21 protein-coding genes and 1 pseudogene are annotated in these 22,352 nt (G+C 67.7%); 12 read left to right on the top strand and 10 right to left on the bottom strand.

Translation table 11 applies throughout. The features are described 5' to 3' along the window. The first annotated feature begins 169 nt into the window (after positions 1 to 169). The 8 genes from Sp245p_RS30060 (at position 170) to Sp245p_RS30025 (ending at position 7,569) form a co-directional block, all read left to right on the top strand. A complete protein-coding gene (locus Sp245p_RS30060) occupies positions 170 to 1,009 on the top strand; it encodes an IclR family transcriptional regulator (protein ID WP_014241801.1) in 840 nt (279 codons plus the stop codon). Continuing rightward, positions 973 to 1,965: a 2-dehydro-3-deoxygalactonokinase gene (locus Sp245p_RS30055; protein ID WP_109139174.1), complete on the top strand. Its 993-nt coding sequence runs from the start codon at positions 973 to 975 to the stop codon at positions 1,963 to 1,965. The genes Sp245p_RS30060 and Sp245p_RS30055 overlap by 37 nt, the downstream gene beginning before the upstream one ends. Before the next feature lie 5 nt (positions 1,966 to 1,970). Then, the gene (locus Sp245p_RS30050; RefSeq protein ID WP_040136536.1) at positions 1,971 to 2,621 is read left to right on the top strand and encodes a 2-dehydro-3-deoxy-6-phosphogalactonate aldolase; all 651 of its coding nucleotides are present in this window, start codon (positions 1,971 to 1,973) and stop codon (positions 2,619 to 2,621) included. A 104-nt stretch (positions 2,622 to 2,725) separates the two neighbouring features. Beyond that, positions 2,726 to 3,691 carry a Bug family tripartite tricarboxylate transporter substrate binding protein gene (locus Sp245p_RS30045; RefSeq protein WP_109139173.1) on the top strand — a complete coding sequence of 322 codons (966 nt, stop codon included), beginning with the start codon at positions 2,726 to 2,728 and terminating at the stop codon, positions 3,689 to 3,691. A gap of 58 nt (positions 3,692 to 3,749) precedes the next feature. Then, positions 3,750 to 4,277: a tripartite tricarboxylate transporter TctB family protein gene (locus tag Sp245p_RS30040; protein WP_014241797.1), complete on the top strand. Its 528-nt coding sequence runs from the start codon at positions 3,750 to 3,752 to the stop codon at positions 4,275 to 4,277. A gap of 18 nt (positions 4,278 to 4,295) precedes the next feature. Beyond that, positions 4,296 to 5,831 (top strand): tripartite tricarboxylate transporter permease, encoded by a 1,536-nt coding sequence (locus Sp245p_RS30035; protein WP_014241796.1) that lies wholly within the window; start codon positions 4,296 to 4,298, stop codon positions 5,829 to 5,831. Further along, positions 5,828 to 6,754 carry an SMP-30/gluconolactonase/LRE family protein gene (locus tag Sp245p_RS30030; protein ID WP_014241795.1) on the top strand — a complete coding sequence of 309 codons (927 nt, stop codon included), beginning with the start codon at positions 5,828 to 5,830 and terminating at the stop codon, positions 6,752 to 6,754. The genes Sp245p_RS30035 and Sp245p_RS30030 overlap by 4 nt, the downstream gene beginning before the upstream one ends. A gap of 38 nt (positions 6,755 to 6,792) precedes the next feature. Further along, positions 6,793 to 7,569 carry an SDR family NAD(P)-dependent oxidoreductase gene (locus tag Sp245p_RS30025; protein ID WP_014241794.1) on the top strand — a complete coding sequence of 259 codons (777 nt, stop codon included), beginning with the start codon at positions 6,793 to 6,795 and terminating at the stop codon, positions 7,567 to 7,569. Between the two features lie 46 nt (positions 7,570 to 7,615). Here Sp245p_RS30025 and Sp245p_RS30020 read toward each other — a convergent pair whose 3' ends face one another. Continuing rightward, positions 7,616 to 8,068, bottom strand: a complete 453-nt coding sequence (locus Sp245p_RS30020) for a hypothetical protein (protein WP_014241793.1) — start codon at positions 8,066 to 8,068, stop codon at positions 7,616 to 7,618. Next, positions 8,065 to 8,307, bottom strand: a complete 243-nt coding sequence (locus Sp245p_RS30015) for a hypothetical protein (RefSeq protein ID WP_129557261.1) — start codon at positions 8,305 to 8,307, stop codon at positions 8,065 to 8,067. The genes Sp245p_RS30020 and Sp245p_RS30015 overlap by 4 nt, the downstream gene beginning before the upstream one ends. Positions 8,308 to 8,710: 403 nt before the next feature. Here Sp245p_RS30015 and Sp245p_RS30010 point away from each other — a divergent pair, with 403 nt between their 5' ends. Next, positions 8,711 to 9,940 (top strand): sensor histidine kinase, encoded by a 1,230-nt coding sequence (locus Sp245p_RS30010; protein ID WP_014241790.1) that lies wholly within the window; start codon positions 8,711 to 8,713, stop codon positions 9,938 to 9,940. A 64-nt stretch (positions 9,941 to 10,004) separates the two neighbouring features. On the opposite strand, the pseudogene Sp245p_RS30005 reads toward Sp245p_RS30010, so the two are convergent. The 5 genes and pseudogenes from Sp245p_RS30005 to Sp245p_RS29985 form a co-directional block, all read right to left on the bottom strand. Beyond that, a pseudogene (locus tag Sp245p_RS30005) lies at positions 10,005 to 10,388 on the bottom strand (response regulator); the annotation flags it as partial. Between the two features lie 43 nt (positions 10,389 to 10,431). After that, positions 10,432 to 13,467: a response regulator gene (locus Sp245p_RS30000; RefSeq protein ID WP_014241788.1), complete on the bottom strand. Its 3,036-nt coding sequence runs from the start codon at positions 13,465 to 13,467 to the stop codon at positions 10,432 to 10,434. A gap of 13 nt (positions 13,468 to 13,480) precedes the next feature. Beyond that, positions 13,481 to 14,302, bottom strand: a complete 822-nt coding sequence (locus Sp245p_RS29995) for a substrate-binding periplasmic protein (RefSeq protein ID WP_158310424.1) — start codon at positions 14,300 to 14,302, stop codon at positions 13,481 to 13,483. Between the two features lie 7 nt (positions 14,303 to 14,309). Then, on the bottom strand, positions 14,310 to 15,083 hold the full coding sequence (locus tag Sp245p_RS29990; RefSeq protein ID WP_014241786.1) for a substrate-binding periplasmic protein: 774 nt from the start codon (positions 15,081 to 15,083) through the stop codon (positions 14,310 to 14,312). A 331-nt stretch (positions 15,084 to 15,414) separates the two neighbouring features. Continuing rightward, entirely contained in the window at positions 15,415 to 16,905 is a 1,491-nt protein-coding gene (locus Sp245p_RS29985) for a methyl-accepting chemotaxis protein (RefSeq protein WP_014241784.1), read from the bottom strand. A 410-nt stretch (positions 16,906 to 17,315) separates the two neighbouring features. On the opposite strand from Sp245p_RS29985, the gene Sp245p_RS29980 reads away from it, so the two are divergent. Continuing rightward, positions 17,316 to 17,774: a MarR family winged helix-turn-helix transcriptional regulator gene (locus Sp245p_RS29980; RefSeq protein ID WP_014241782.1), complete on the top strand. Its 459-nt coding sequence runs from the start codon at positions 17,316 to 17,318 to the stop codon at positions 17,772 to 17,774. Between the two features lie 32 nt (positions 17,775 to 17,806). Continuing rightward, positions 17,807 to 18,208, top strand: a complete 402-nt coding sequence (locus Sp245p_RS29975; protein WP_014241781.1) for a DUF1398 family protein — start codon at positions 17,807 to 17,809, stop codon at positions 18,206 to 18,208. Positions 18,209 to 18,221: 13 nt separating this feature from the next. Here the strand turns inward: Sp245p_RS29975 and Sp245p_RS29970 are convergent, their stop codons facing one another. Continuing rightward, on the bottom strand, positions 18,222 to 19,307 hold the full coding sequence (locus Sp245p_RS29970; RefSeq protein ID WP_129557260.1) for a hypothetical protein: 1,086 nt from the start codon (positions 19,305 to 19,307) through the stop codon (positions 18,222 to 18,224). 391 nt (positions 19,308 to 19,698) lie between these two features. Between Sp245p_RS29970 and Sp245p_RS29965 the strand changes: the two genes are divergently transcribed. Beyond that, positions 19,699 to 20,325, top strand: a complete 627-nt coding sequence (locus Sp245p_RS29965) for a hypothetical protein (protein WP_014241779.1) — start codon at positions 19,699 to 19,701, stop codon at positions 20,323 to 20,325. Positions 20,326 to 20,427: 102 nt separating this feature from the next. Here Sp245p_RS29965 and Sp245p_RS29960 read toward each other — a convergent pair whose 3' ends face one another. Beyond that, a complete protein-coding gene (locus tag Sp245p_RS29960; RefSeq protein ID WP_165360016.1) occupies positions 20,428 to 21,603 on the bottom strand; it encodes a DUF2325 domain-containing protein in 1,176 nt (391 codons plus the stop codon). A 150-nt stretch (positions 21,604 to 21,753) separates the two neighbouring features. Continuing rightward, a complete protein-coding gene (locus tag Sp245p_RS29955) occupies positions 21,754 to 22,146 on the bottom strand; it encodes a GreA/GreB family elongation factor (protein ID WP_014241776.1) in 393 nt (130 codons plus the stop codon). Between the last annotated feature and the right edge of the window lie 206 nt (positions 22,147 to 22,352).

Genomic DNA, 22,352 nt, shown 5'->3' with positions numbered 1-22,352 from the left:
GCGCCGCCCCGATCAAGACGGCCGCCCGGACCGTGGGGCAAGGCTGTCTTGCGCTGTCATTGTCTCACTATATGGACAATGATTTATTTATTTGACACACTCCGTACGCCTTCATAAAGTGGTGGAAACTGATATGCCAGATATCGGACAACAACGCGGGAGGGAGGATATGGCCGGCATCGGAGCAAATCCGCTCGATGCACAAGCGTCGCCGGAGAAGCCGCAGGCATCCGGAACCCAGACGCTGATGCGCGGCCTCGCCCTCCTGGAATGCGTGGCGGCGGGCATCGGTGACGTGAAGGGCATCGCCGCCCGGCTGGGCACGCCGCGCAGCACCACGCACCGGATGCTCAACAGCCTGACCCAGGACGGCTATCTGCATCACGTACCCTACAAGGGCTATCTGCTGGGGCCGAAGCTGATCGCGCTCGGCATGCGCGCGCTGGAGCAGCGCCCGCTGGTCGCCATCGCCCGCCCGCACATCGAGGAGCTGGCCCGCCAGACCGGCGACACCGTCCATCTCGGGGTCGTCGAAGGGGCGGAGGTCTTCTACCTCGACAAGATTCCGAACACGCGCGGGCTGGAGATGCGGTCGCGCATCGGCCTGCGCATGCCGCTGGCCTCCACGGGTCTGGGCAAGGCGCTTCTTCTCGGGCTGCCGCGCGAACGCTGGTCCGAGCTGTACGAACACGCGCTCCGCCTGACCGCGGCGGCGCCGGAACGGCCCCCGCTGGCGCCCTGGCCGGACTTCGAATCCCGGCTAGCCGCCTATGTGGACCGCGGCTGGTCCTTCGACCTTGAAGAAAACGAAATCGGCATCCGCTGCGTCGGCGCGCCGATCCGTGACGTCCGCAACCAGGTCGTCGCCGCCATCAGCGTGGCGAGTGCCGTGCCGTACATGCCGGACGAACGGATGGAGGAGCTTGGACCCGTGGTCCGGGCGGTCGCCGACGCGATTTCAAAGGATTTGGGATGGAAACGGGACGAACGGGCGTCGGGGCATCGCTGATCGCCCTCGACTGGGGAACGTCGAGCCTGCGCGGCTTCCTGATGGGCCGCGACGGGCGGATGCTGGACCAGCGCGCCAACGCGCACGGTATCCAGAACCTGCCGATGCCGGGCATCGCCGGCTTCGAGCAGGCCTTCGCCGACTTGTGCGGCGACTGGATGGCCGCCCATCCGGGGTTGCCGGTGGTGGCCGGCGGCATGGTCGGCAGCGCCCAGGGCTGGCGTGAGGCCCCCTATGTCCGCTGCCCCGCCGACACGACCACCCTGGCCTCGCAGGCCATCCCGGTGGAGAGCGCGTCGGGCTCCCGCATCCTGATCGCGCCGGGCGTCCTCTACGACCCGCCGAGCGGCCCGCCGGACATCCTGCGCGGCGAGGAGATCCAGATCGCCGGCGTGCTGGCCGACCGTCCCGACTGGGGTCGCGACGCCTGCATGGTGCTGCCCGGCACTCATTCCAAATGGGTGGAGATCGTCGGCGGGCGCATGATCCGCTTCTCCACCTACATGACCGGCGAGACCTTCGCCGTGCTGTGCAAGCACTCGATCCTCGGCCGGCTGATGCCGGCGGACGCCGCCACCGCGGAGGCCGAGTCCGACGCCGCCTTCGCCGAGGGCGTGCGGGCGGCGCAGGCCAGCGGGCCGGGCGACTTCACGCACCAGATCTTCGCCGCGCGCACGCTCGGCATCACCCGCCGCATGCCGGCGGAGCTTCTGAAGGATTACCTGTCCGGCCTGCTGATCGGCCACGAGCTGGTCTCCGGCCTCGGCCACATGCGCAACGAACTGCACGAGGGCCGTCCGCTTCTGCTGATCGGCGAGGGCGCGCTCTGCCGCCGCTATGTGCGCGGCCTGGAACTGCTGGGCGTCGAGCCCACCGACCGGCTTGAGAACACCGCCCCGCGTGGGCTTTTCCAGTTTGCCGTTGCCGCCGGCCTGATCGCGCCGGCGGGGGAGTGACGAACATGTCGGATGATTCCCTGAAGGCCCGCTTCGACGCCGCCTTTTCCGCCCTGCCGCTGGTCGCCATCCTGCGCGGGCTGACCCCCGCGGAGGCAGAGGGCGTCGCGCAGACGCTTTACGACAGCGGTTTCCGCATGATCGAGGTGCCGCTGAACTCGCCCGATCCGTTCACGAGCATCGCCGCCGTCCGCCGGCTGCTGCCGCGCGACGCGCTGGTCGGCGCCGGCACGGTCCTGGCGGTGGAGCAGGTGGCCCGGCTGAAGGAGATCGGCGCCGATCTGGTCGTCATGCCGCACGCCGACACGGCGGTGATCCGCGCCGCCAAGGCCGCGGGGTTGGTCAGCCTGCCCGGAATCGCCACTCCGACGGAAGCTTTCGCAGCGCTGTCAGCCGGGGCCGACGCCCTGAAGATCTTCCCGGCGGAGCTGGTCGGCCCGCGCATCATCAAGGCGATGCGCGCCATCCTGCCCGCCGGTACCCGCCTGCTGCCCGTGGGCGGCATCGCCCCGGACACCATGGCGCCGTTCCTGGAGGCCGGCGTGGCCGGCTTCGGGCTGGGGTCCGCGCTGTATGCGCCGGGCCTGTCCGCCGCCGAGGTCGGCGTGCGGGCGGACGCCTTCGTCGCCGCGTGGCGGCGCCTCAACCCGCGCTGACCGATCCACGGCAACAGCGCTCCATCCCGCGGCCGGTCGCAGAACGCGCCGCGGACCTTTTCCTCCCCCTCCTCACCACAAGCAAAGTTCCAGGGAGAACGCTCATGAAGGGCTATCGTTTCCTCACCGGCGCCGTCGTCGGCGCGCTGACCTCCGCCACGATGATGGTGGCCGCGCAGGCCGCCGGCTATCCGACCAAGCCGATCGAGCTGACCGTCCCCTACGCGGCGGGCGGCGGCACCGATCTGGTGGCCCGCGCCTACGCCGACGCGGCCAAGAAGCACCTGCCCCAGTCGATGGGCGTGGTGAACAAGACCGGTGGCGCCGGCGCCGTCGGTCTGACCGAGATCATGGCCGCCCGCGCGGACGGCTACCGCATCGGCATGGGCACGGTGGAACTCACCATGCTGCCGCACATGGGCATCGCCCGCTTCACCGCGGACGACTTCACCCCGATCGCCCGTCTGAACGCCGAGCCGAGCGCCATCACGGTGAACGTCGACTCGCCGTTCAAGACCTTCGAGGACTTCCTGGCCAACGCCAAGGCCAACCCGGGCAAGGTGCGCATCGGCAACTCCGGCACGGGCGCCATCTGGCACCTCGCCGCGGCGGCGCTCCAGGAGAAGACGGGCGCCAGCTTCAGCCACATCCCCTATGACGGCGCCAACCCGGCGGTGACCGCCCTGCTCGGCAACCACATCGAGGCGGTGAGCGTCAGCCCGGCCGAGGTCGTGAACCACGTCGCCGCCGGCAAGCTGCGCATTCTCGCCGTCATGGGCGACGAGCGTTCGGCGGCCTTCCCCGACGTCCCGACGGTGAAGGAAAAGGGCATCGACCTGTCGGTCTACACCTGGCGCGGCATCGTCGTTCCGAAGAAGACCCCGCAGGCCGTCGTCGATACGCTGCGCGAGGCGTCCAAGGCGACCGCCAACGAGCCGGCCTTCAAGGAGACCCTCACCAAGATGAACCTGACCCTGGCCTACGCCGACGGTCCCGAGTTCGGTGAGATGATCAAGAAGGACAACGCCTTCTTCAAGGACCTGATGACCAAGCTCGGAATGGCGAAGTAATCAGGAAAGACAGGGGCGCGGGCGTCCACCGCCCGTGCCCCGTGCGTGGAGACGTCCAATGAGCCATTCCTCTGGTGGAACTCCGGGGTCGGGAACGCCGCGTTCGGCCGACCTCTTCGCCGGCGCCGTGGTCGCCGCCGTCGCCGTCGCGGCCATCGTCGTGTCGGGCGGTTTTCCGACGATGGCCGGCCTCGACACCGATGTCGGTCCGGCCCGTTTTCCGATCATTTACGCGGGTGCGCTGCTCGTGCTGAGCGCGATCCTGGTCATCGGCCGCCTGCTGCCCAAGCGCGGCGCCCCGGTCGCACCCGCGGAGCCGCAAGCCCCGGCCGAGGCGTTCCGGTTCCACCGGGTGGCCATCGGCGTGGTCGCGACCGCGGTCTACATCTACATGCTATCCCTCATCGGCTACCTGCCCACGACGGTGGTGTTCCTCATCGGCATGATGCGGCTCATGGGCATGCGCAGCTGGGTCCGCGCCCCGATCATCGCGGTGGCGGTCACGGCCTTCCTCTATCTGGTGTTCCTGTACGCCCTGCAGATCCCGCTGCCGGACGGAAGCCTGTTCGAAACGGGCGAGTTCTAGTCAGCGAGGAGATGGAAGATGTATGAAATCGACATGCTCCTTCAGGGCTTCGCCAACCTAGCCAGCGAACCCCTGCCGCTTCTGCTCGCCCTGATCGGCGTCACGCTGGGCATCATCATCGGCGTGCTGCCCGGCCTGACGGCCACCATGGGCGTCGCGATCCTGCTGCCCTTCACCTTCGGCATGGACCCGGTCTCGGCCATCCTGATGCTGTGCGGTGTGTTCTTCGGCGGCATCTTCGGCGGCTCGATCACCGCGATCCTGCTCAAGATCCCCGGCACCCCGGCCGCCGCCGCGACCGCCATGGACGGCTACGCGCTGAGCCAGAAGGGCCAAGCCGGCCTCGCGCTCGGCACGGCGACGCTGTCCTCCTGCTTCGGCGGTTTCCTCAGCGTCTTCATGCTGATCTTCCTGGCGCCGCTGCTGGCCGGCATCGCGCTGGAATTCTCCGCTGCCGAGTCCTTTGCGCTCGCGGTGTTCGGCCTGTCGATCATCACCAGCGTGTCGGGCGACTCCCTGGTCAAGGGGCTGATCGCCGGCTTCCTCGGGCTTCTGCTGTCCACCGTCGGTCTCGATCCGATGGCCGGCTTCCCGCGCTTCACCGGTGGCTTCAACGAGCTGCTGAACGTTCCCTTCATCCCGGTGATGATCGGCCTGTTCGCGGCGTCGGAAGCCTTCAAGTCGCTGGGCCAGCCGGAGACGCGGGCCGAGGTCAAGGTCTACATCGGCCGGATCATCCCGCCCTGGAGCGTCTTCAAGGGCCTGATCTTCACCATTCTCCGCTCGTCGGGTCTGGGCATCATCGTCGGCATCATCCCCGGCGCCGGTGCGGACATCGCGTCCTTCGTCGCCTACAACGAGGCCAAGCGCTTCTCCAAGAATCCGGAGAATTTCGGCAAGGGCGAGATCAAGGGCGTCGCGGCCGCCGAGTCCGGTGCCAACGCCTGCACCGGCGGCGACCTGCTGCCGATGATGACGCTCGGCATTCCCGGCGACGCGGTGACCGCGGTCATGCTGGGTGCGCTGACCATGCAGGGCCTCCAGCCCGGTCCGCTGCTGTTCAAGGACCACGCCGGTCTGGTGTTCACCCTGTTCGCAGGCATGCTGTTCTGCTACGCGGCCCTGCTGATCATCGGCCTGTCGTCGCTGCGCCTGATGGGCAAGGTGCTGGAGATGCCGCGCGCCATCCTGACGCCGCTCATCCTGGCGCTCTGCGTCGTCGGTGCCTACGCCATCAACAACAGCATGTTCGACGTGGGCATCATGCTGGCGGTCGGCGTGGTCGGCTTCTTCATGCAGCGCTGGGACTATCCGGCGTCGCCGGTCGTCCTGGCCCTGATCATGGGTCCGATGGCCGAGGCGAGCTTCCGCCGCGCCCTGTCCCTGTCGGGCGGCAGCCTGGACTTCCTCTACACCCGTCCGATCACGCTCGGCCTGCTGACCGTCGCGGTCATCACCCTGGCGCTGCCGCTGCTGCGCTACTTCCGGGGCAACGGCGGCAACGGTCCGACCGCGGACGGCGCGGCCGCCGGAACCGTGGGGTCCGCGAAATGACCGCCCGTGGCGTTGCGGTCACCCAGATCGGCCTGGAAGCCGTCTTCGATCCCGATCTGCGCAACGGCACCGGCGAGAACCCGGTCTGGGACGCCGAGCGGGGCTCGTGGACCTGGATCGACATCCCGGCGCGAACCATCCATCGGCTCGACCCCTCCAGCGGCGCCCACCGCCGCTGGACCCTGCCGGAGATGATCGGCAGCCTCGTCCTGCGTCCGGACGGCGGCGTGGTCTGCGCCTGCGAGACCGGCGTCTTCGATGTGGATCTGCCGGGCGAGGGCGGGGAGGCGGTGGTCACCGCTCTCGCCACCCACCGCTTCCCCAAGGAGGGCATGCGCTTCAACGACGGGCGCTGCGACCGGCAGGGGCGGTTCTGGTTGTCCAGCATGGTCATGGACATCAGCAAGGGGGACTCCTCCGGCCTGTGGCACCGCTTCACGCGGGCCGACGGGCTGACCGAGACGGGGACCGGCGGCTACATCATCCCCAACGGGTCCGCCTTCAGCCCGGACGGGCGCACCCTCTACGCGTCCGACAGCCACCGCGACGTGCGGATGGTCTGGGCGTGGGACTATGACACGGACACCGGCACCGCCGACAACCGCCGCCCCTTCGTCGACATGCGGGCGATGGTCGGGCGTCCCGACGGCGCCGCGGTGGACATCGACGGCTGCTACTGGATCTGCTGCCTGGATGAGGGCTGCATCAAGCGTTTCACCCCGAACGGCGACCTCGACCGCCGGATCGAGGTGCCGATGCGCAAGCCGACCATGTGCGCCTTCGGCGGGCCGGACCTGCGGACGATGCTGGTCACCTCGCTCAGCCGCGGGCCGGCGGACCTCGCCGAGGACCCGCATGGCGGACGCGTCCTGATGTTCGATCCCGGCGCCCAGGGACTGCCGGAACCTCGCCTGGCCGATTGAGCCGGGCCAAAACGACACCAAGACACGAGAGGCAAGGAATGTTTGACGATCTGAAGGGCAAGCGCGTTCTGATCACCGGTTCCACGCAGGGCATCGGCCTCGCGGCGGTGGAGGCGTTCGCCCGCGCCGGCGCCAAGGTCGCCATGAACGGCCGTCGCATTCCGGCGGACCTGGAGGCCACGCTGGCCCGTCTGAACGGGCTGGGTGGCGAGGTCGTCTTCCTCCAGGCCGACGTGTCGGACAGCGCGGCGTGCGGCACGCTCGTCGAGGCCTTCGTCGAGCGCTTCGGCGGCATCGACGTGCTCATCAACAACGCGGGCGGTCTGGTCGCCCGCAAGCCGCTGCCGGAGATCGACGACGCCTTCTTCGACGCGGTGACCGACCTGAACTCCCGCTCCGCACTGATGGTGACCAAGCACGCGCTGCCGCACCTGAAGGCTGCGGCGTCGCAGAACGGCACCACCTCTTCGGTGATCTCGGTCGGTTCGGTCGCCGGCTACACCGGCGGCGGTCCGGGCGCCGGCCTGTACGGCGCGGCCAAGGCGTGGCTGCACAACATCCAGAAGAACTGGGTGGCCTTCCACACCAAGGACGGCATCCGCTTCAACATGGTCTCGCCGGGCACCTTCGACACAGCCTTCCACGCCGACAAGGACGAGGACACCAAGGCCCGCATCGGCTCCGGTTTCCCGATGGGCCGCTTCGGCCGTCCGGAAGAGTGCGCCCCGACCTTCCTGTTCTTCGCGTCGCACACCTGCAGCGGCTACATCACCGGGCAGGTTCTCGACGTCAACGGCGGCCAGTACATGCCGTAACGGGCACACGCCATAACGATTGGTGCTTCCGTCCGCGTCCGCTTGCTCAGAGCGGGCGCGGCGGGATCGCGGCGTTGAATGCCACCGTCGTGAAAGCCGCCGTTTTGGCGGCGATGGCCGGCAGGATGGGGAAGGGCACGCCGTCCTCGCACCGCAACTGCCGGGCCACCGCGTGCAGGGTGCCGTGATGGCGGCGGCAAAGGATGCCGTCGGCGTCGCGGTCGTAGAGCCGGACGAACTGGACGGGCGCCGCCCCGTTCTCGGCATGGACCTCCACCTCCACCAGATGGGTGCAGAAGGAGCAGGCGGTCAGCGGGTCCGTCGAATCAAAGGCCACGCCGGCCTCCAGGCAGCGCCGGGCGAAGACCTCCAGAAGCACCGACGCGCTGTCCACCGTGTCCAGCCCGCGCAGGGCGCGCACGACGTCGCGCATATGGCCGACATCCGGCAGGATCAGCCCGGCGGCGGAATGGCGGTCGTGGATCACCAGCTTCATCATGATGCGCGCGCCGTCTCGAAATGGATGTCCCGGTGGTTGGCCGTGCCGCTTGCGGCGTAGCCGGGCCGGCTCGACCACACCCGCTGGCGGATGCGGATCTGCGTCCGGCAGTCGGCCGAGCAGTAGAGCGGGGCGGGGCCGCGGCCGGATGCGCGGGTGAACGGACGCCCGCAGCAGGCGCAATGCAGCTTGGGCACGGGAAGAGACGGTGTGGTACGGGCGTGTGTCGGCGTCGGCATGGCTGGATTCACGAAGCATTTCCAAAGTTGGACGGACTATACGGGTGGTCTGTGACAGTTTGACGGGTGAGGGCGGGCTACCACTTTTTCGCGTCCCGGCCGCCGCACGCGGACACGGAAACGCCCCTGCGCACCGGCCGGTTCCCATGACAGGACGTGGCGTTTGGTAATTTCGGGCGATGCTTAAAATGCAGTTGTTTTTCCGGCAGAACATAATTTGAAACGGTTGTTGCCGGAGTGAATGGCACCGATAAATTGTCTTTGACGATAAAAAATCGCGTTGTAATGTCCCTTTGGCGGACGAGGGTGTTTCTGCGAACCGGTGATGCACTGGTTGTGGCCGGCGCCCTGATCGGGGGCAGTGCCGGATCGTCCCTTTCCGCCGCAAGAGGAAGGGGCGGATATGGGAGCACCGACGAAGGCGACGATCCTCATCGTGGATGACACCGCCGACAACCTTTCGCTGCTGAGCAGCCATCTGAAATCCATTTATACGGTCAAGACCGTGAACAACGGCGATGCCGCGCTGCGCATCGCCTTTTCCGACCAGCCGCCGGATCTGATCCTGCTCGACGTCATGATGCCGAGCATGGACGGATACGAGGTGTGCCGCCGCCTGAAGGCCGATCCGCGGACCCGCGACGTTCCGGTGATCTTCCTCACCGCGCGCACCTCCGTCGAGGACGAGAAGTTCGGGCTCGACCTGGGCGCTGTCGATTACATCAGCAAGCCGATCAGCCCTCCCATCGTCCTGGCGCGGGTGAAGAACCACCTGTCCTTGAAGGCCACCGCCGACTCGCTGCGGGCCACCGTCGAGGAGGTGCGCGCCGCCCACAGCCGGCTGGAGGAGACGCAGCAGCACCTGATCCAGACGGAGAAGATGGCGGCCCTGGGCCTGCTGGTGTCCGGCGTCGCGCACGAGATCAACACGCCGATCGGCGTGGCCCTGACCGCGGTCTCCCATCTTTCCGGGCTGGTCGAATCGCTGGCGTCGCAATTCCAGAACGGGGCGATCCGCAAGTCCGACCTCGCCCGCTTCCTGGAGAACGCGCGGGAAGGGACGCTGTTGGTCACCACCAACATCGTGCGCACCGCCAACCTGATCCAGAGCTTCAAGCAGGTGGTGGTGGACCGCGCCGGCTCGGAACGGCGGGTGTTCGATCTCAAGGACTATCTCTCCGACGCCCTGTTCGGGCTGGACCCGCATTTGCGCGAGGCTGGGCACAGCCTTACCGTGTCCTGCCCCGCCGGATTGACCATCGACAGCCATCCCGGCCCGCTGTCGGAGGTGCTGTCCATCCTGATCCGAAACGCCGTGGCCCACGCCTTCCGGCCGGGGCAGAGCGGGCGCTTGACCCTGTCGGTGATGCCACGGGAGGAGGATTGGGTGGAACTCCGCCTGTCCGACGACGGCAGGGGGATCGATCCGGAGCATCTGCCCAAACTGTTCGATCCCTTCTTCACCACCCGCCGGGGCATCGAGTTTCCCGGGCTTGGGCTCTACATCGCCTTCAACCTCGTCCATCAGGTTCTTCAGGGGACCATCGAGGTGGAAAGCCTGTCCGGCGGCGGCGCCAGCTTCGTCGTCCGCATGCCGCGGCGGGTGTCCGCCCTGGCCGAAGCGTCGGCGTGACGCCGGCTCGCCAGGGCGCGGCTCGGGCGGATGACCGCGGTCAGGGCACCGGAACGAGCGCGGCAACCCGTTGCAGCACCGTCGGAGGATCGACCGGCTTGGCGATGTAATCCACGGCCCCCATGGCGAGGCCGCGCTCCCGGTCGGCCTCGTCGGCACGGCCCGTCAGGAAGATCACCGGGATGTTCCGGGTCCCCGGTGCTTCCTTCAAGGTGGCGCAGACCTCGTAGCCATCCATTTCCGGCATCACCACGTCCAGCAGGATCAGGTCGGGTGTCGGGATCGCCGCGGCGATCTCCAACGCCTTGCGCCCATTGTTGGCGACCTTCACCTTGTAGCTTTCCTTCAGCAGACCGCTCAGCAGCTTCAGGTTGTCCGGCGTGTCGTCCACGATGAGGATCGTGGGCTTCGGCGCAGCGGGAGCCGGTGCGGGCGATGCGATGTCCATGGAGTCAGTCCGATTTGGGGGAGGCGGCAGGGCTGGCGTCGGTTCAGGTTTGGGCGGTCATGCCGCGGTCGGTCAGGGCCGCGTCCAGGGCAGCGGCGGCCTCGTCGAAGTCGAAATTGCGGATCTGGTCGGCGATGGCCTCGAACCGGTCGGGGAAGGCGGCGCGCAGAAGGTCGGCGTCCGCGGCCAGCGCCTCCTCGGCGTCGGGGTCGCTGTCGAGCAGAAGCTGACGGAGTTGCCCGCACACGGCGAGAAGCGCGTCCGCATCCACCAGAGTAGACTGGGCGGCGGACGGCGCGGCGGCGCCCATCGGTGTCAGCGCCGCCTCAAGATGGGCGAGCAAGGCACCCAGCGGCGGCTCCAACGCGGCCAGCCGCGTGTCGATCTCCGGGCGTGGCCGGGCGTCGCGGATGACCGCCTCAAGATCGGTGGCGGCATCCTGGACGGGGTGGGCGCCGATGTTGCCGGCGGTTCCCTTCAGCGTGTGGGCGTAACGCTCCGCCGCGGCGAGGTCGCCGGAGTCCAGCGCGCCGCGGATGGCGGTCACCACGTCGCGCTGACCGGCGGCGAACTTGCGCAGCAGGTCGAGGTAAAGACGTTTCTTGCCCAGCACCCGCGACAGCCCGGTGACGGTGTCCAACCCTGGAACACCGGCGGGCAGGTCGCCCCCGTCCTCCGCGGCCGGAGCCGGCGGAGAAACGGGTGCCTCCGCGCCGAGGCCCGGGCGGGGCGCGATCCAGGTGAGCAGGGTGGCCCACAGCGCATCCGGGTCGATGGGCTTGGCCAGATAATCGTTCATGCCGGCGTCCAGGCAACGCTCGCGGTCGGCCTGCATGGCATTTGCGGTCATCGCGACGATGGGCAAATCGGCGAATCCCTGCCGGCGGATCTCCAGGGTCGCGGCGACGCCGTCCATGACCGGCATCTGCATGTCCATCAGCACGAGGTCGTAGCGGGCCTCCTGCACCATGTCGACGGCGATGGCGCCGTTCTCCGCAACCTCCACCGCCAGCCCGGCATCGCCCAGCAGTTCGCAGGCCACCTGCTGGTTCAGATCGTTGTCTTCAGCCAGCAGGATGCGGGCGCCACGCAGGCGCGACAGGTCGGCGGCGGCGGTCGTCGCCGGAGGGGCGTCCGTGGTCTGCTCGTCGGCGCCCAGAACCCGCATGATGCCGTCGAACAGCGCCGACGGGTTCACGGGCTTGAACAGCACCTCTTCGATGGCCGTGTTCTCGGCGCCTTTCAGCACCTCTTCCCGGCCGTAGGAGGTGACCATGATGTGGTGGGGCGCTTGATCCAGCTCCAGCGCGGCGAGTCCGGCGGAGGTCTCCAGCCCGTCCATTCCCGGCATTTGCCAATCCAGCAGAACGACGCGGAACGGCCGCCCTTCGCGCGCCGCGAACCGCGCCGCCTGGATGGCCGCGGGGCCGGAATCCACGGCTTCGGCGGTGAAGGACATGGCCGACAGCATGTCGGTCAGCACCACACGGGCGTTCTCGTTGTCGTCCACCACCAGACAGCGCAGGCCGCGCAGGTCGGGCCGCGGCAGCAGCACGCGGCGCGGCCTGTCGCGGCCCAGTCGGGCGGTGAACCAGAAGCTGGAACCGCGGCCCGGCGCGCTGTCCACCCCGACCGCGCCGCCCATCAGCTCGGCCAGCCGCTTGGAGATCGCCAGACCAAGGCCGGTTCCGCCGTACTTGCGGGTGGTCGACGCGTCGGCCTGCTGGAAGCTCTGGAAAAGCTGATTCTTCTGCTCGTCGCTCAGGCCGATTCCGGTGTCGCGCACCTCGAAGCGGACGAGCAGTTCCCCGCCGGTCTCCTCCTCCAGCCGGACAATGATGGCGATCTCGCCGCGCTCGGTGAATTTGACCGCGTTGTTGGCGTAGTTGACCAGGATCTGCCCGATGCGCAGCGGATCGCCGATCAGGTCGCTCGGCACGTTCTGGGCGACGTCGAAGATCAGCTCCAGCCCCTTGGCCGCGGCCTTCTCCGCGATCAGGTCGGCGAGCGTGCCCAGCACCTTGTCCAGATGGAAACCGGTGCGCTCGACGCTCAGCTTTCCGGCCTCGATCTTGGAGAAGTCCAGGATGTCGTTGATGATGCCCAGCAGATGCTGGCCGGACTGGCTGATCTTGAGGACATAGTCGCGCTGGCGCGGTGTCAGGTCGGTTTTCAGTGCCAGATGCGACAGGCCGATCACCGCGTTCATCGGGGTGCGGATCTCGTGGCTCATGTTGGCGAGGAAGCTGGCCTTCGCCTGGGACGCCGCCTCCGCCCGGTCGCGGGTCAGGCGCAGTTCCTCGGTCTGGGTGCCCAGCCGGACGACGGCGTTCAGGATGCTGTCCAGTTCCTGCGTGCGGGCACCCGGAAGCCGGATGTCGCGCTCGCCCTCGCCGATGCGGCGCAGGCCGTCGGCGGCGAAAAGCAGGGGCCGCACCACATGGCGGCGGATCAGCAGCCCCGCGGCGATGAAGATGGCCAGCACCGCGACGAAGGCGAACTGGATGACCTGCGACACCAGACGGGTGCGTTCCTGGATCTGGCCCAGACGGCCCGCCGTCAGCTCGGTCACGTCGACCAGCAGCCGGTCGCCGACCGTGTTCAGCTCAACGAGCGTCTGCGCCCATTTCTCGGCGAGGTGCTCCTCCTCGGCGGGCGCGGCCGCGTCGCCGGCGGAGGCGCTCTCCAACCGCCGCGCCTTCGCCGAGGAGACCTGCCGGATCACCGAATAGGCGTCGGTCACCTGCCGTTTCAGCGCGGGATCGAACTGGAAGGTCGGGTGGAAGGCCAGGGCCTGGGCAGCCAGCAGGGCTTCGCGGCGGCGGCGGGGGTCGTCGGCGGAAAGGACGATCGCCCCCGATTGCTTCAGCCGCTCCAGATTCACGACGGCGCGTTGGCGCTCCAGGATCAGCGGCACCATGCGGTCCTGGCTGTCGGCGGCCAGCCGTTCCATCTTGCCCTGTTCGGCGACGATGCCGAGGAACAGCAGGCCGATCAGCGCCAGCAGGATCGCGCCGCCGGTGAGAATCGCCGGCTGCAGCCGTACGCGGGGATGCCTGCGGTCGCGGGCGGACGCCATGGCCGGTTCCGGTTCAGTAGATGTCGAAGGGGAAGTAGTGGCGGTTGATCCGCTGGTAGGTGCCGTCGTTGCGCAACGCCGTCAGCGCCCGGTCCACCGCCGCCTTCAACGCGTGCTGGCCGGGTGGGAAGACGATGTGCACGGTCCCGCCCAACCCGTCGTCGGACATCGGGGTGCCGATGGTCTCGAATCCGTCCCCAGGGTCGGACAGCAGGAAATGCACCACGTTCAGCGTCGGTCCGATGGCCATGTCGCTTTTGCCGCTGCGCATGGCGTCCCACAGGTCGTCGAGCGTGGAGACGGGCACCAGGTTGGCGTGCAGCACCGGGTCGGCGTCGGCCAGACGGACCAGGGCCGCGTGCTGGCGCGAACCGCGGATGGCGGCGATGCGCCGGCTGCGGATCGCCTCCTCCAGACCCAGTTCCGGCATCCCCCGGTGCCCGACCAGGCTGGTGCTGGACCGCCAATAGGGAATCGAGAACAGAAGCCGCTGCTCCCGGTCCGGCGTGCGCAGCACGTTGCCGAAGCCGATGTCGTAGCGGCCCGCGGCGACGTCGTCGATGATCTGCTTGAAGGGGGCCGCATCGAAGCTGCACACCGCACCCAGCGAGCGGCACAGCTCGCGGCCGAAATCGATGTTGAAGCCGAACAGGACGCCGGCGGCGTCGCGATCGCTGAAAGGCGGGGAGTGGTCGATGACCACGATGCGCAGGAACGGCCTGTCGGTCGGGGGTGGCGCGTCCGCCCGGACCGGCTGCGTCAGCGCAAGACCGGCCAGCAGGAGCATGATGGTCGACAGGGCGTGTGCGGTGACGGAGCGCATCGGAAAACCCATCGCTGCCTCAGTACATCCGGAAGGGCAGGAAGCGGGAACTGATGGCGTCGTACCGCCCATCCGCGAGGATCGCTCGCAGGGCCATGTTGACGCGGTCGCGCAATTCCTCGCGCCCCAGCGGCAGGGCAATGGCGGACTCGCCGCCCAGCCCGCTTTCGGTCAGCGGGTCGCCCACGACCTCCAGAGCCTCCCCTTCCGCGCTGGTCAGCAGATGGACGGTGACGGCGGTCGGAGCCAGCGCCAGATCGACCCGCCCATCCAGAACGGCGCGCAGCGCATCCGCCTGATCGTCGTAGATCACGACCGTGCCGCCGATGTTCTTCGCGGTCAGATAGTCGTACTGCTTCGACCCACGGGTGACGGAGATGCGCTTCCCCGCCAGATCGGGCGCCACGCCCGGGGACCACTCGCCGGCCCGCCCGATGTAGCTGGAGCTGGACCGCTTATGGCGGTCGGTGAAGAGGTATTTCCTCATCCGCTCCGGCGTCTTCAGGATGCTGGCAACCGCGAAGTCGGCGGCGTTGCGGTCGAGCAGGTCGAGGACTTCGGGAAACTGCAGGGCGGTTATTTCGCAGCGGATGCCCATGGTGTCACAAAGCGCGCGGGCGATCTCCACCTCGAAGCCGGTCAGCCTGCCCTGTTCGTCGACCATCGCGTATGGAGCCATCTTCCAGGTCAGCACGCGGTAGACCTCGTCCGCACGGACGGGCAGGGCCGACACGCTGAGCAGGACGGCAAGCCACACGGTCGCGAAAGGACGAAACGGCGTCAGGCGGATCACGGGCTGCCTCGGCAAAGCGGAAGGATGGAGCGCAGCGGTCGCCCGGCGCTGCGGCGCCCTGGGTGACACCGCATTCCGGTTGTTCTTCGGCGCTCACGCCGGATCGATTTCCAGATCCATCGAGACAATATCACCATATTCAGCTTGGTCAACACGTCGAATAAACCCTAGGGTTGTCAATCGGCAGGAGGGTGAACGCGAATCTGTGGAGGATGATGCAATATCTTCCACCCCTCCGGGCTGTCGGGCGTTGACGGTGATCTGGAGCCACCGCGACCGGAGCGGCCACGGTTTTCCGGGGCCGGCTCCGCTTCGTCCCTTCGCGTGATCATCAGGCCACCAGCGCGCGCGACAGCGCCTTGACCTTTCCGGTCGACACCGCGGCGTCTTCGGTGGCGCGGGCGATGCCGGCCATATTGCCGCTGATGGCCGTGATGGCGTCGGCGGTGACCTGCATGTGGGCCGAGATGTCGCGGACGACGGTGCTCTGCTCCTCGGTGGCGGACGCGATGGCGGTGGAAATGCCGTTCAGCTTGCGGATCGTCCCGCCGATCGACGTGATGGCGCGGGCGGCGGAATCGGTGGCCCCCTGGACTTGAGCGATCTGCAAGGTGATCTGTTCCGTCGCCTTTGCCGCCTGGGTCGCCAGCGCTTTCACCTCGGACGCGACCACCGCGAAGCCCTTGCCGTTTTCCCCGGCCCGCGCGGCCTCGATCGTCGCGTTCAGCGCCAGAAGGTTCGTCTGGTTGGCGATGTCCGAGATCATCTTGACCACCATGCCGATCCGCTTGGCGGCCTCCACCAGTTCCTCGACGGTCGCGCCGATGCGCTCGGCCTCGCCCACCGCTTCATTCGAGATGACGGAGGCGGTGGCGGTCTGCTGGCTGATCTCGTTGACGGACGCAACGAGTTCTTCGGCGCCGGCGGCAACGGATTGCACGGTGTGGCTGGTCTGTGCGGCGGCGTTCGCCGCGGCGGACGCCTGCCGGTTGGCGTCGGCGATGGCTTGGCTGATGTGGCCGAGGTCGCCATCCACCGCGCGGCCGACGTCGGCGCGGTTCAGGCGCTCCTTCACCCGCTCCGTTACGTCGGTGGCGAACTTGACAACCTTGACCAAGCGGCCCTGCGCGTCGAAGACGGGATTGTAGCTGGCCTGAATCCAGACGTCGCCGCCATCCTTGCGCAGGCGCCGGAACTCCGTCGTCTGGTGCTCGCCGCGACGGAGCGCGTCCCAAAAGCGACGGTAACAGTCGCCGTTGCGTTCCTCCGGCGCCACGAACATGGCGTGGTGCCGGCCGGCGATCTCGTCCAACCCGTAGCCCATGGTGGTGAGGAAGTTGGCGTTCGCCGTCAGGACGTTCCCGTTGATGTCGAATTCGATGACCGCCTGCGATTTGTTGACCGCTGCGATCTGTCCCTCCTGGTCAGCGGCCCGGCGCTTGCCCACCGTGATGTCCATGGCATAGGCGGCGATCGTCACGATGCGCCCGCTATGGTCCCTAATCGGGGTGAAGACCGCCTGGACCCACGAATCCCGACCCGTCTTGCCAAGAAGAAGGCATTCCCCGGACTTCGATTCGCCGCGTCGCAGCGCATCCCACAGACCCTGCGGGTTGCCGCGCTCCACGCCTTGAAAGGAAAGGACCGACGACCAGTGCCGACCTTCGATCTCGTCAGGGCTGCACCCAAGCGCCGTAAGGAAGTTATTGTTTGCGGAAAGAACCATTCCATCCGGAGAAAATTCGATGATGGCTTGCGCGGCATCCAATGCCGCGAGCTTGGCCGTTAATTCTGCGCGTTTGGCCGACAGGAAATTGAACATGGCGTCACCAGAGGCAGGTGGAAATGGCCAGAGGACCGTATCTACGATTGATTTAGATGCGCCTAGTCGTGGATTTCAAATTAATTTGTAGCAAATAGCTACTTCAAATAGTCATACCCTCATCGTTTACCGCGTTGGTGATATAAGACAGAGGTTCAGGGCGCTTGGTCGGGCGGTCTTTGAATGGTTCGACCCCGATCCATTTAATTTCCGGAGCATTTGAAGACCGGAAATTATCAAGTAAACCATCGATTCTGTGGCAACTGCGCATTTCAATTCTGAAACGCTGCCACCGTCGCTGTTGAAAGGTCCCGGCTCCGGATCGTTTCATTGCTGTTCCGATCGCAAAGCCAAACGGTTGACAAGGAAACCGTTTTGTAGCAGTTTCCTAGGAAACTTAAGGAGGCGTGTTGACCGAATCGAACATCAGCCCGCTCGACGCGCATCTCGGCTACTGGCTGCGCTTCGTGTCGAATCATGTGTCCCATGCCTTCGCCGCGAAGCTGGCGGGGCGGGGGGTGACCGTCGCCGAGTGGGCCGTGCTGCGCGACCTTCATGGCTGCGACGGCGTGGCGCCCAGCCTGCTGGCCGACCGGCTCGGCATGACGCGGGGAGCGATCTCGAAACTGGCCGACCGGCTCGTCGTCAAAGGGATGCTCACCCAGACCGCCGACCTGGACGATCGGCGTTACCAGGCGCTGGCGCTCACTCCGGAAGGTCGGGCGCTGGTGCCGGAACTGTCCGCCCTGGCCGACCGCAACGATCTCGAATTCTTCGGGCACCTGGAGCCCGCCGAGCGGGAGCGGATCGCAGAAGCACTGAAGGGGATCGTCCGCCGGATGGGGCTGCGCTCCATTCCCATCGATTGACCGCGAAGCACGCGCCGCACGGAGAATTGCTCATGGATCCCAAAATCACAGCCATCCTGCGGGAGTGCAGCCGGGCTTCGCAGGAGGAGCGGATCACCTTTCCCGAGGTCGTCGCGGCGCTGGCCGTCGCGGGGGTGGAGCGCTACCACACCGATCTCGTGCGCGCGGAGACGACCTATTACTTCCCGGACGGAATGACGGAGCGGGTGGAGGCCCGGCCTTTTCCTCTGCCGCCGTCCGTGGATTTTTCGGCGGAGGGCGTGGAGTCCGCCGTCCGCGCCATCCAGGCTGGAACGATCCGTTACGGCGGTTTCTGCGAGCGGGTGCTGCGGGCCGGCTGCGCCGGCTGGACGGTCAGCATCCTGGGCCGGCGGGTCGTCTATTACGGCCGCAGCTGCGACAGCCACACCGAGTGGTTCCCCGGCGCACGCTGACGCCGCCCCGCCGTCACCAGCCCAGGCGTCGGGACAGCACGGGGCCGAGGTCGCCGCGCCATTCCTTCAATTCGGCCTCCGCCCGCTCGACCGCACGCTGGTCGCGGTAGCGCTTGAGCGCGCGGTTGGCATCGCCGCGCGCCTCCATAGCGGCCAGCCGCTTGGCCACTTCCGGTTCCGACGCCACGGCTTGGCGCCAGCGCTCCAGCCGCACCTCCGCGACCGCGTCAACGATGGGTTGGAGCGCCGGCATGCGGCCCAGCTTCTTCACGCCGGGCGCCAGCCGGGCGGCGGCGGCGGCGGCGGCCTCCTTGGGGATGCGGGGGAAGGCCCGCTGCACCGCCTTGGTCAGCGCGTCCTTCATGTCGTCGCCGCGCTGCTTCGCTTCGGCGCCCCGGCTCAGCCGTGCGACGGCACGGGCCTGCTTCTTGGCGTGCCAGGACAGAATGCCGTCCGCAATCTCGCGCGCGTCGGCGTCGAGCCAGACAACGCTCTCCGCCCCCTCCGCGAGCACCGCCTTCGCCTCTTCGGGAAGCTCCGGATCGGCAGCGGACGCCGTTCCGGCGAGGCCCAGCGCCTTCAACGACCGCAGCGAGCGCGCCCGCCCCGCGTCACCGGCCAGCAGAACGGCTTCCGCCAGCGTGCCGCCGTCGAGCAGGCTCTGCAGAAGCTCCAGGTCGCCATGCGTCCAGCGGCGGGCGGCGGTCAGCCGCTCCACCCGCAGGCGCAGAAGGTCGCGCACCGCCGGGCGGGCGGCGGCCGGAACGCAGCGCTCCACACGCCACACCCCGCCCTCGAACCGCGCGACGGCCCATTGCGCGCCGTTCTCGACGGGTTGGTCGGTGGGGAAGGCGCCGTCCAGATTCCAACGGTCGCTGGCCCGCAGGCAGCCTTCCGGCGGCGCCTGCCACGGCGTTCCGGGTTTGGAGTAGAAGCTGGGAGCCAACGGGCTGCGCAGAACGAAGCGCCAGCCGGCGACCTCCGCGGCGAGACCATCGGGCATGGCGGCCGGGCGTGGCGTATCCCCCAGTTTCAACAGGGGTTCGGGGCTCTCCTGGCTGCCCTGCGAGGCTTCGGGTGACGGGTGTTCAGACGGCATGACGGCTCCTTCCAGCAATGTTGTATCACATGGCGAAGCGGTGCTTCGCAACTTTAGCCGCCTGCCCTCCGTTCATTGTGAAAAGCCGATTGGAAATTTCATGAGACAGAACGCGTAGTAGATGAAAGAGAAGGCGTAGTAGATAGAGTGGGGCGCTGAGTTTTTACCAGATCATGTCTCCGCGCCGGTCATCAGAGGTTCTTGAACCAAAGTCAAGGAAAGGCATCCGCAGCGCCTGACCGCGCCGGGGAGGGGCGGCGACCCAACGCCGGGAGCCGTCGGCCAGCCGTTCACACTTCGCAGCCTGCAGCGTCTGGATCGCAGAGGCGACTTGCCGCGGTGAACAGCGCGGGGGTCGGCGCCACCCGCCCGGCAACGATGGAGAAGCGACATGGCAGGTATTCAGGGGATCGAACTCACGCAATTTCACCCGGTCGGGCAGAATTATCCGGCCGGAGTGTACCGGCTCACCAACGTCGACGAAGGGCGTACGTTCGAGATCACCGTTCGGAACACGCCGGCGAACACGGTCGCCATCGACGTGCGGAACCCCGCCGGCACTCTCTATCGTGGCGTCGTCACGGGGCGTCTGCTGCAGGGCAATCAGCAGAACCTCATTCTTGCGTCGCTGGAACATCTGCAGACGAACAACATTGATGGCCGCGTCCCCGGATTGGGGGCTCTGGTGGTGTACATCTTCGCTGCGAACGTCCTGCTCACCGCGGCCACCATCCAAGTGGGCACGATGGCGCCGACGGCAGCGGGCTTCTACGATGCCGTCGGGTTTCCCGTGCTGGCGACGGCGAACGCGTACTTCCAGCAGTTGCTGCAGAACGCGGGGAACGACCAGGACCTGATCAATGAACTGAATCAGCGGCAGAACACCTTTCTCCAGGCGTTCGCCAATCCCAACGCCGTCCAGGGCACGCTGCCCTACGCCGGGGCTCCGGAAGCCCTACCCCAGCAGATCATCGCAGCCAATGCCGCCCGCATGGCCCGTTGGCGCTTGGTGGCGTGACGCACGGGCGGCGAGCCGCTGGGGCGCATCGGTGCAATCCAACGGCCCGGGCGCATTCGCTTTCCACCGCCATGCGGCAATTCGCAATTCCAACGCGGGCTCTCAATGGTGGGCTGCGTCCTCTCCGGAGCCGTCCTGGCCGAAGCTGTGCAGGATGCGGGCGAAGCTGGTCGCTCCGGCGCTGCGCATGGGAACGAAGGGCTTGCCCATGCGGCGGCACAGGCCCTTCACCCGCAGGCAGGCATCGTGGCTGACGCAGTCGACGGGGCAGACCACCACGTCGGCGCGCTCCACCAGCCCCTCCAGGCAGCGGGTGGTCTGCTCGAATCCGCCGTCATGGTGCAGCAGGCAGCCGTTGCGAGTCTCCACCGCCGCCCGCAGGTGGGGCAGGCTCTTGGTCCGCCCACCCACATAGAGGATGGCCCGCCCGCCGAGGTCGGTCGGGGCGTTCGTCTCGGCGGCGGCGGTGCGGCGGAGTTGCGCGGCCGGCGGATCGAGCAGGCGGCGCAGCCGCTCCACCTCGGCCTCGGCGTGGCGGGCGCGCATGCGCTCGCTGGCGACGCGGCGGTGCAGGGCGTCCATGGTGCGCAGCAGACGCGCCTGGCCTGGCGCCCGGCCGGACGGGGCTTTCGGGACGTTGGGCGTTTCCGGGACCGCGGGCGCGGCCCGCTGGGTGGCGAGCTGTGCTTCCAGCTCCCGGATGCGGGCGTCCTTCTCGGCGACGCGTTCGGCGGCGGCGCGCTCCTGCTTCGCCAGCCGGGCAGTTAGCTCCTCGCAGCGCCGGGCCAGATCGCGGTTCTCCCGCAATTGGCGCCGGTTCTCGCCCCCCATGATGTGGGAAAGCATGTGCACGTCGGCGAAGGCGCGCACCCGCACCGCGTCGGGCATGGCGCCGTGGCTCAGCACGCCCCAGTAGGCGGCGGCGACGTCGCCCGAGGCCACCGCGGCGGCCCACAGCGCCATCCAGCCCTCTTCGGTCGTCTCACGGGCGAAGCGCTTCACCGCGACGGCGAAGGTCTCGTCCAGCCGCTTGTGCATCAGCCGGGCTTCCGGCCCGTCCTCCGCGGCCTTCTCGACGAAATAGCGGTGGATGTCGTAGGGACGGGCGTCCGCCGTGGGGACCAGCTTCAGCCGCCGGCAAAGCCACGCCACATCCTCCGACGACAGGCAGGTGCCCACGATCGAGCAATGGTATTCCGTGGGAATCGTCCACAGCTTCCGGCGCTTGGCCTGTCCCAGCACGCAGGATGGCACGGTCTTCCGACAACGCTCACACATCGTCTCCGCCCCCGATTGGTTTCGGCTGTTGGGTCTCCGGTTCCGTCCGGAGCCAAGCGGGGCCGTGGAGCGGAACATGCCCCACTAATAATGCGATTCATTCGCATTTGCAAATGAAGAGCGAAGCGGGTTCGCTTCCGGGAAGGCGGCTCAGGCCGGGAGAATGCGCTCGATCATCAGCCGGCGCGTGACGCCGTCCGCATCGCTGTACGGCATGTGGGCCCCCTCCCGGAGGCCGAGCAGGGCCACCCCCAGCGGCGAGGCGACGGTGATCTGGTCGTCCTTGGGCGATTGGTCCGGGTAGACCAGTTCCCCCCATTCGGGCGGCATGCCGTCGTCGCGGCGGAACAGCACCCGGCTGCCCATGCGCACGATCGTCCGGGGGAGGTCGCCTTCCGGGCGGACGATCGCCCGCTCCAACTCCCGCGACAGGAACGCCGAGACCTCCGGGGCCTGCACGGACAGCCGGTCCATGGCCCGCAGCAGGCGGCCGTAATCCATGCGTCCGATCCAGATCAGCGGCCGGTCGGTTCCCTCGGTCATCGATGCGTCCTCGACTGCGTGGCGGCGGTGATTCAAGCCCGGATGAACTCTCGCGCACGGGCATTGTCCGCGGCCATCCGTATGATTACGGAGCGCAAGGCGCAGATCGGTCTGTAAAAAATTTATCACTGTTTTTCAGCATGTTACCAAGTTTCCGTAGTAATACGGATATTTTGATCCGGGTTATTCCCCAGTAGAAAAGGCCG

This window comes from Azospirillum baldaniorum (genome assembly GCF_003119195.2).
Lineage (GTDB): Bacteria > Pseudomonadota > Alphaproteobacteria > Azospirillales > Azospirillaceae > Azospirillum > Azospirillum baldaniorum.
Note: the sequence above shows the minus strand (reverse complement) of the source record. Positions and strands in the feature narration are given on the sequence as shown.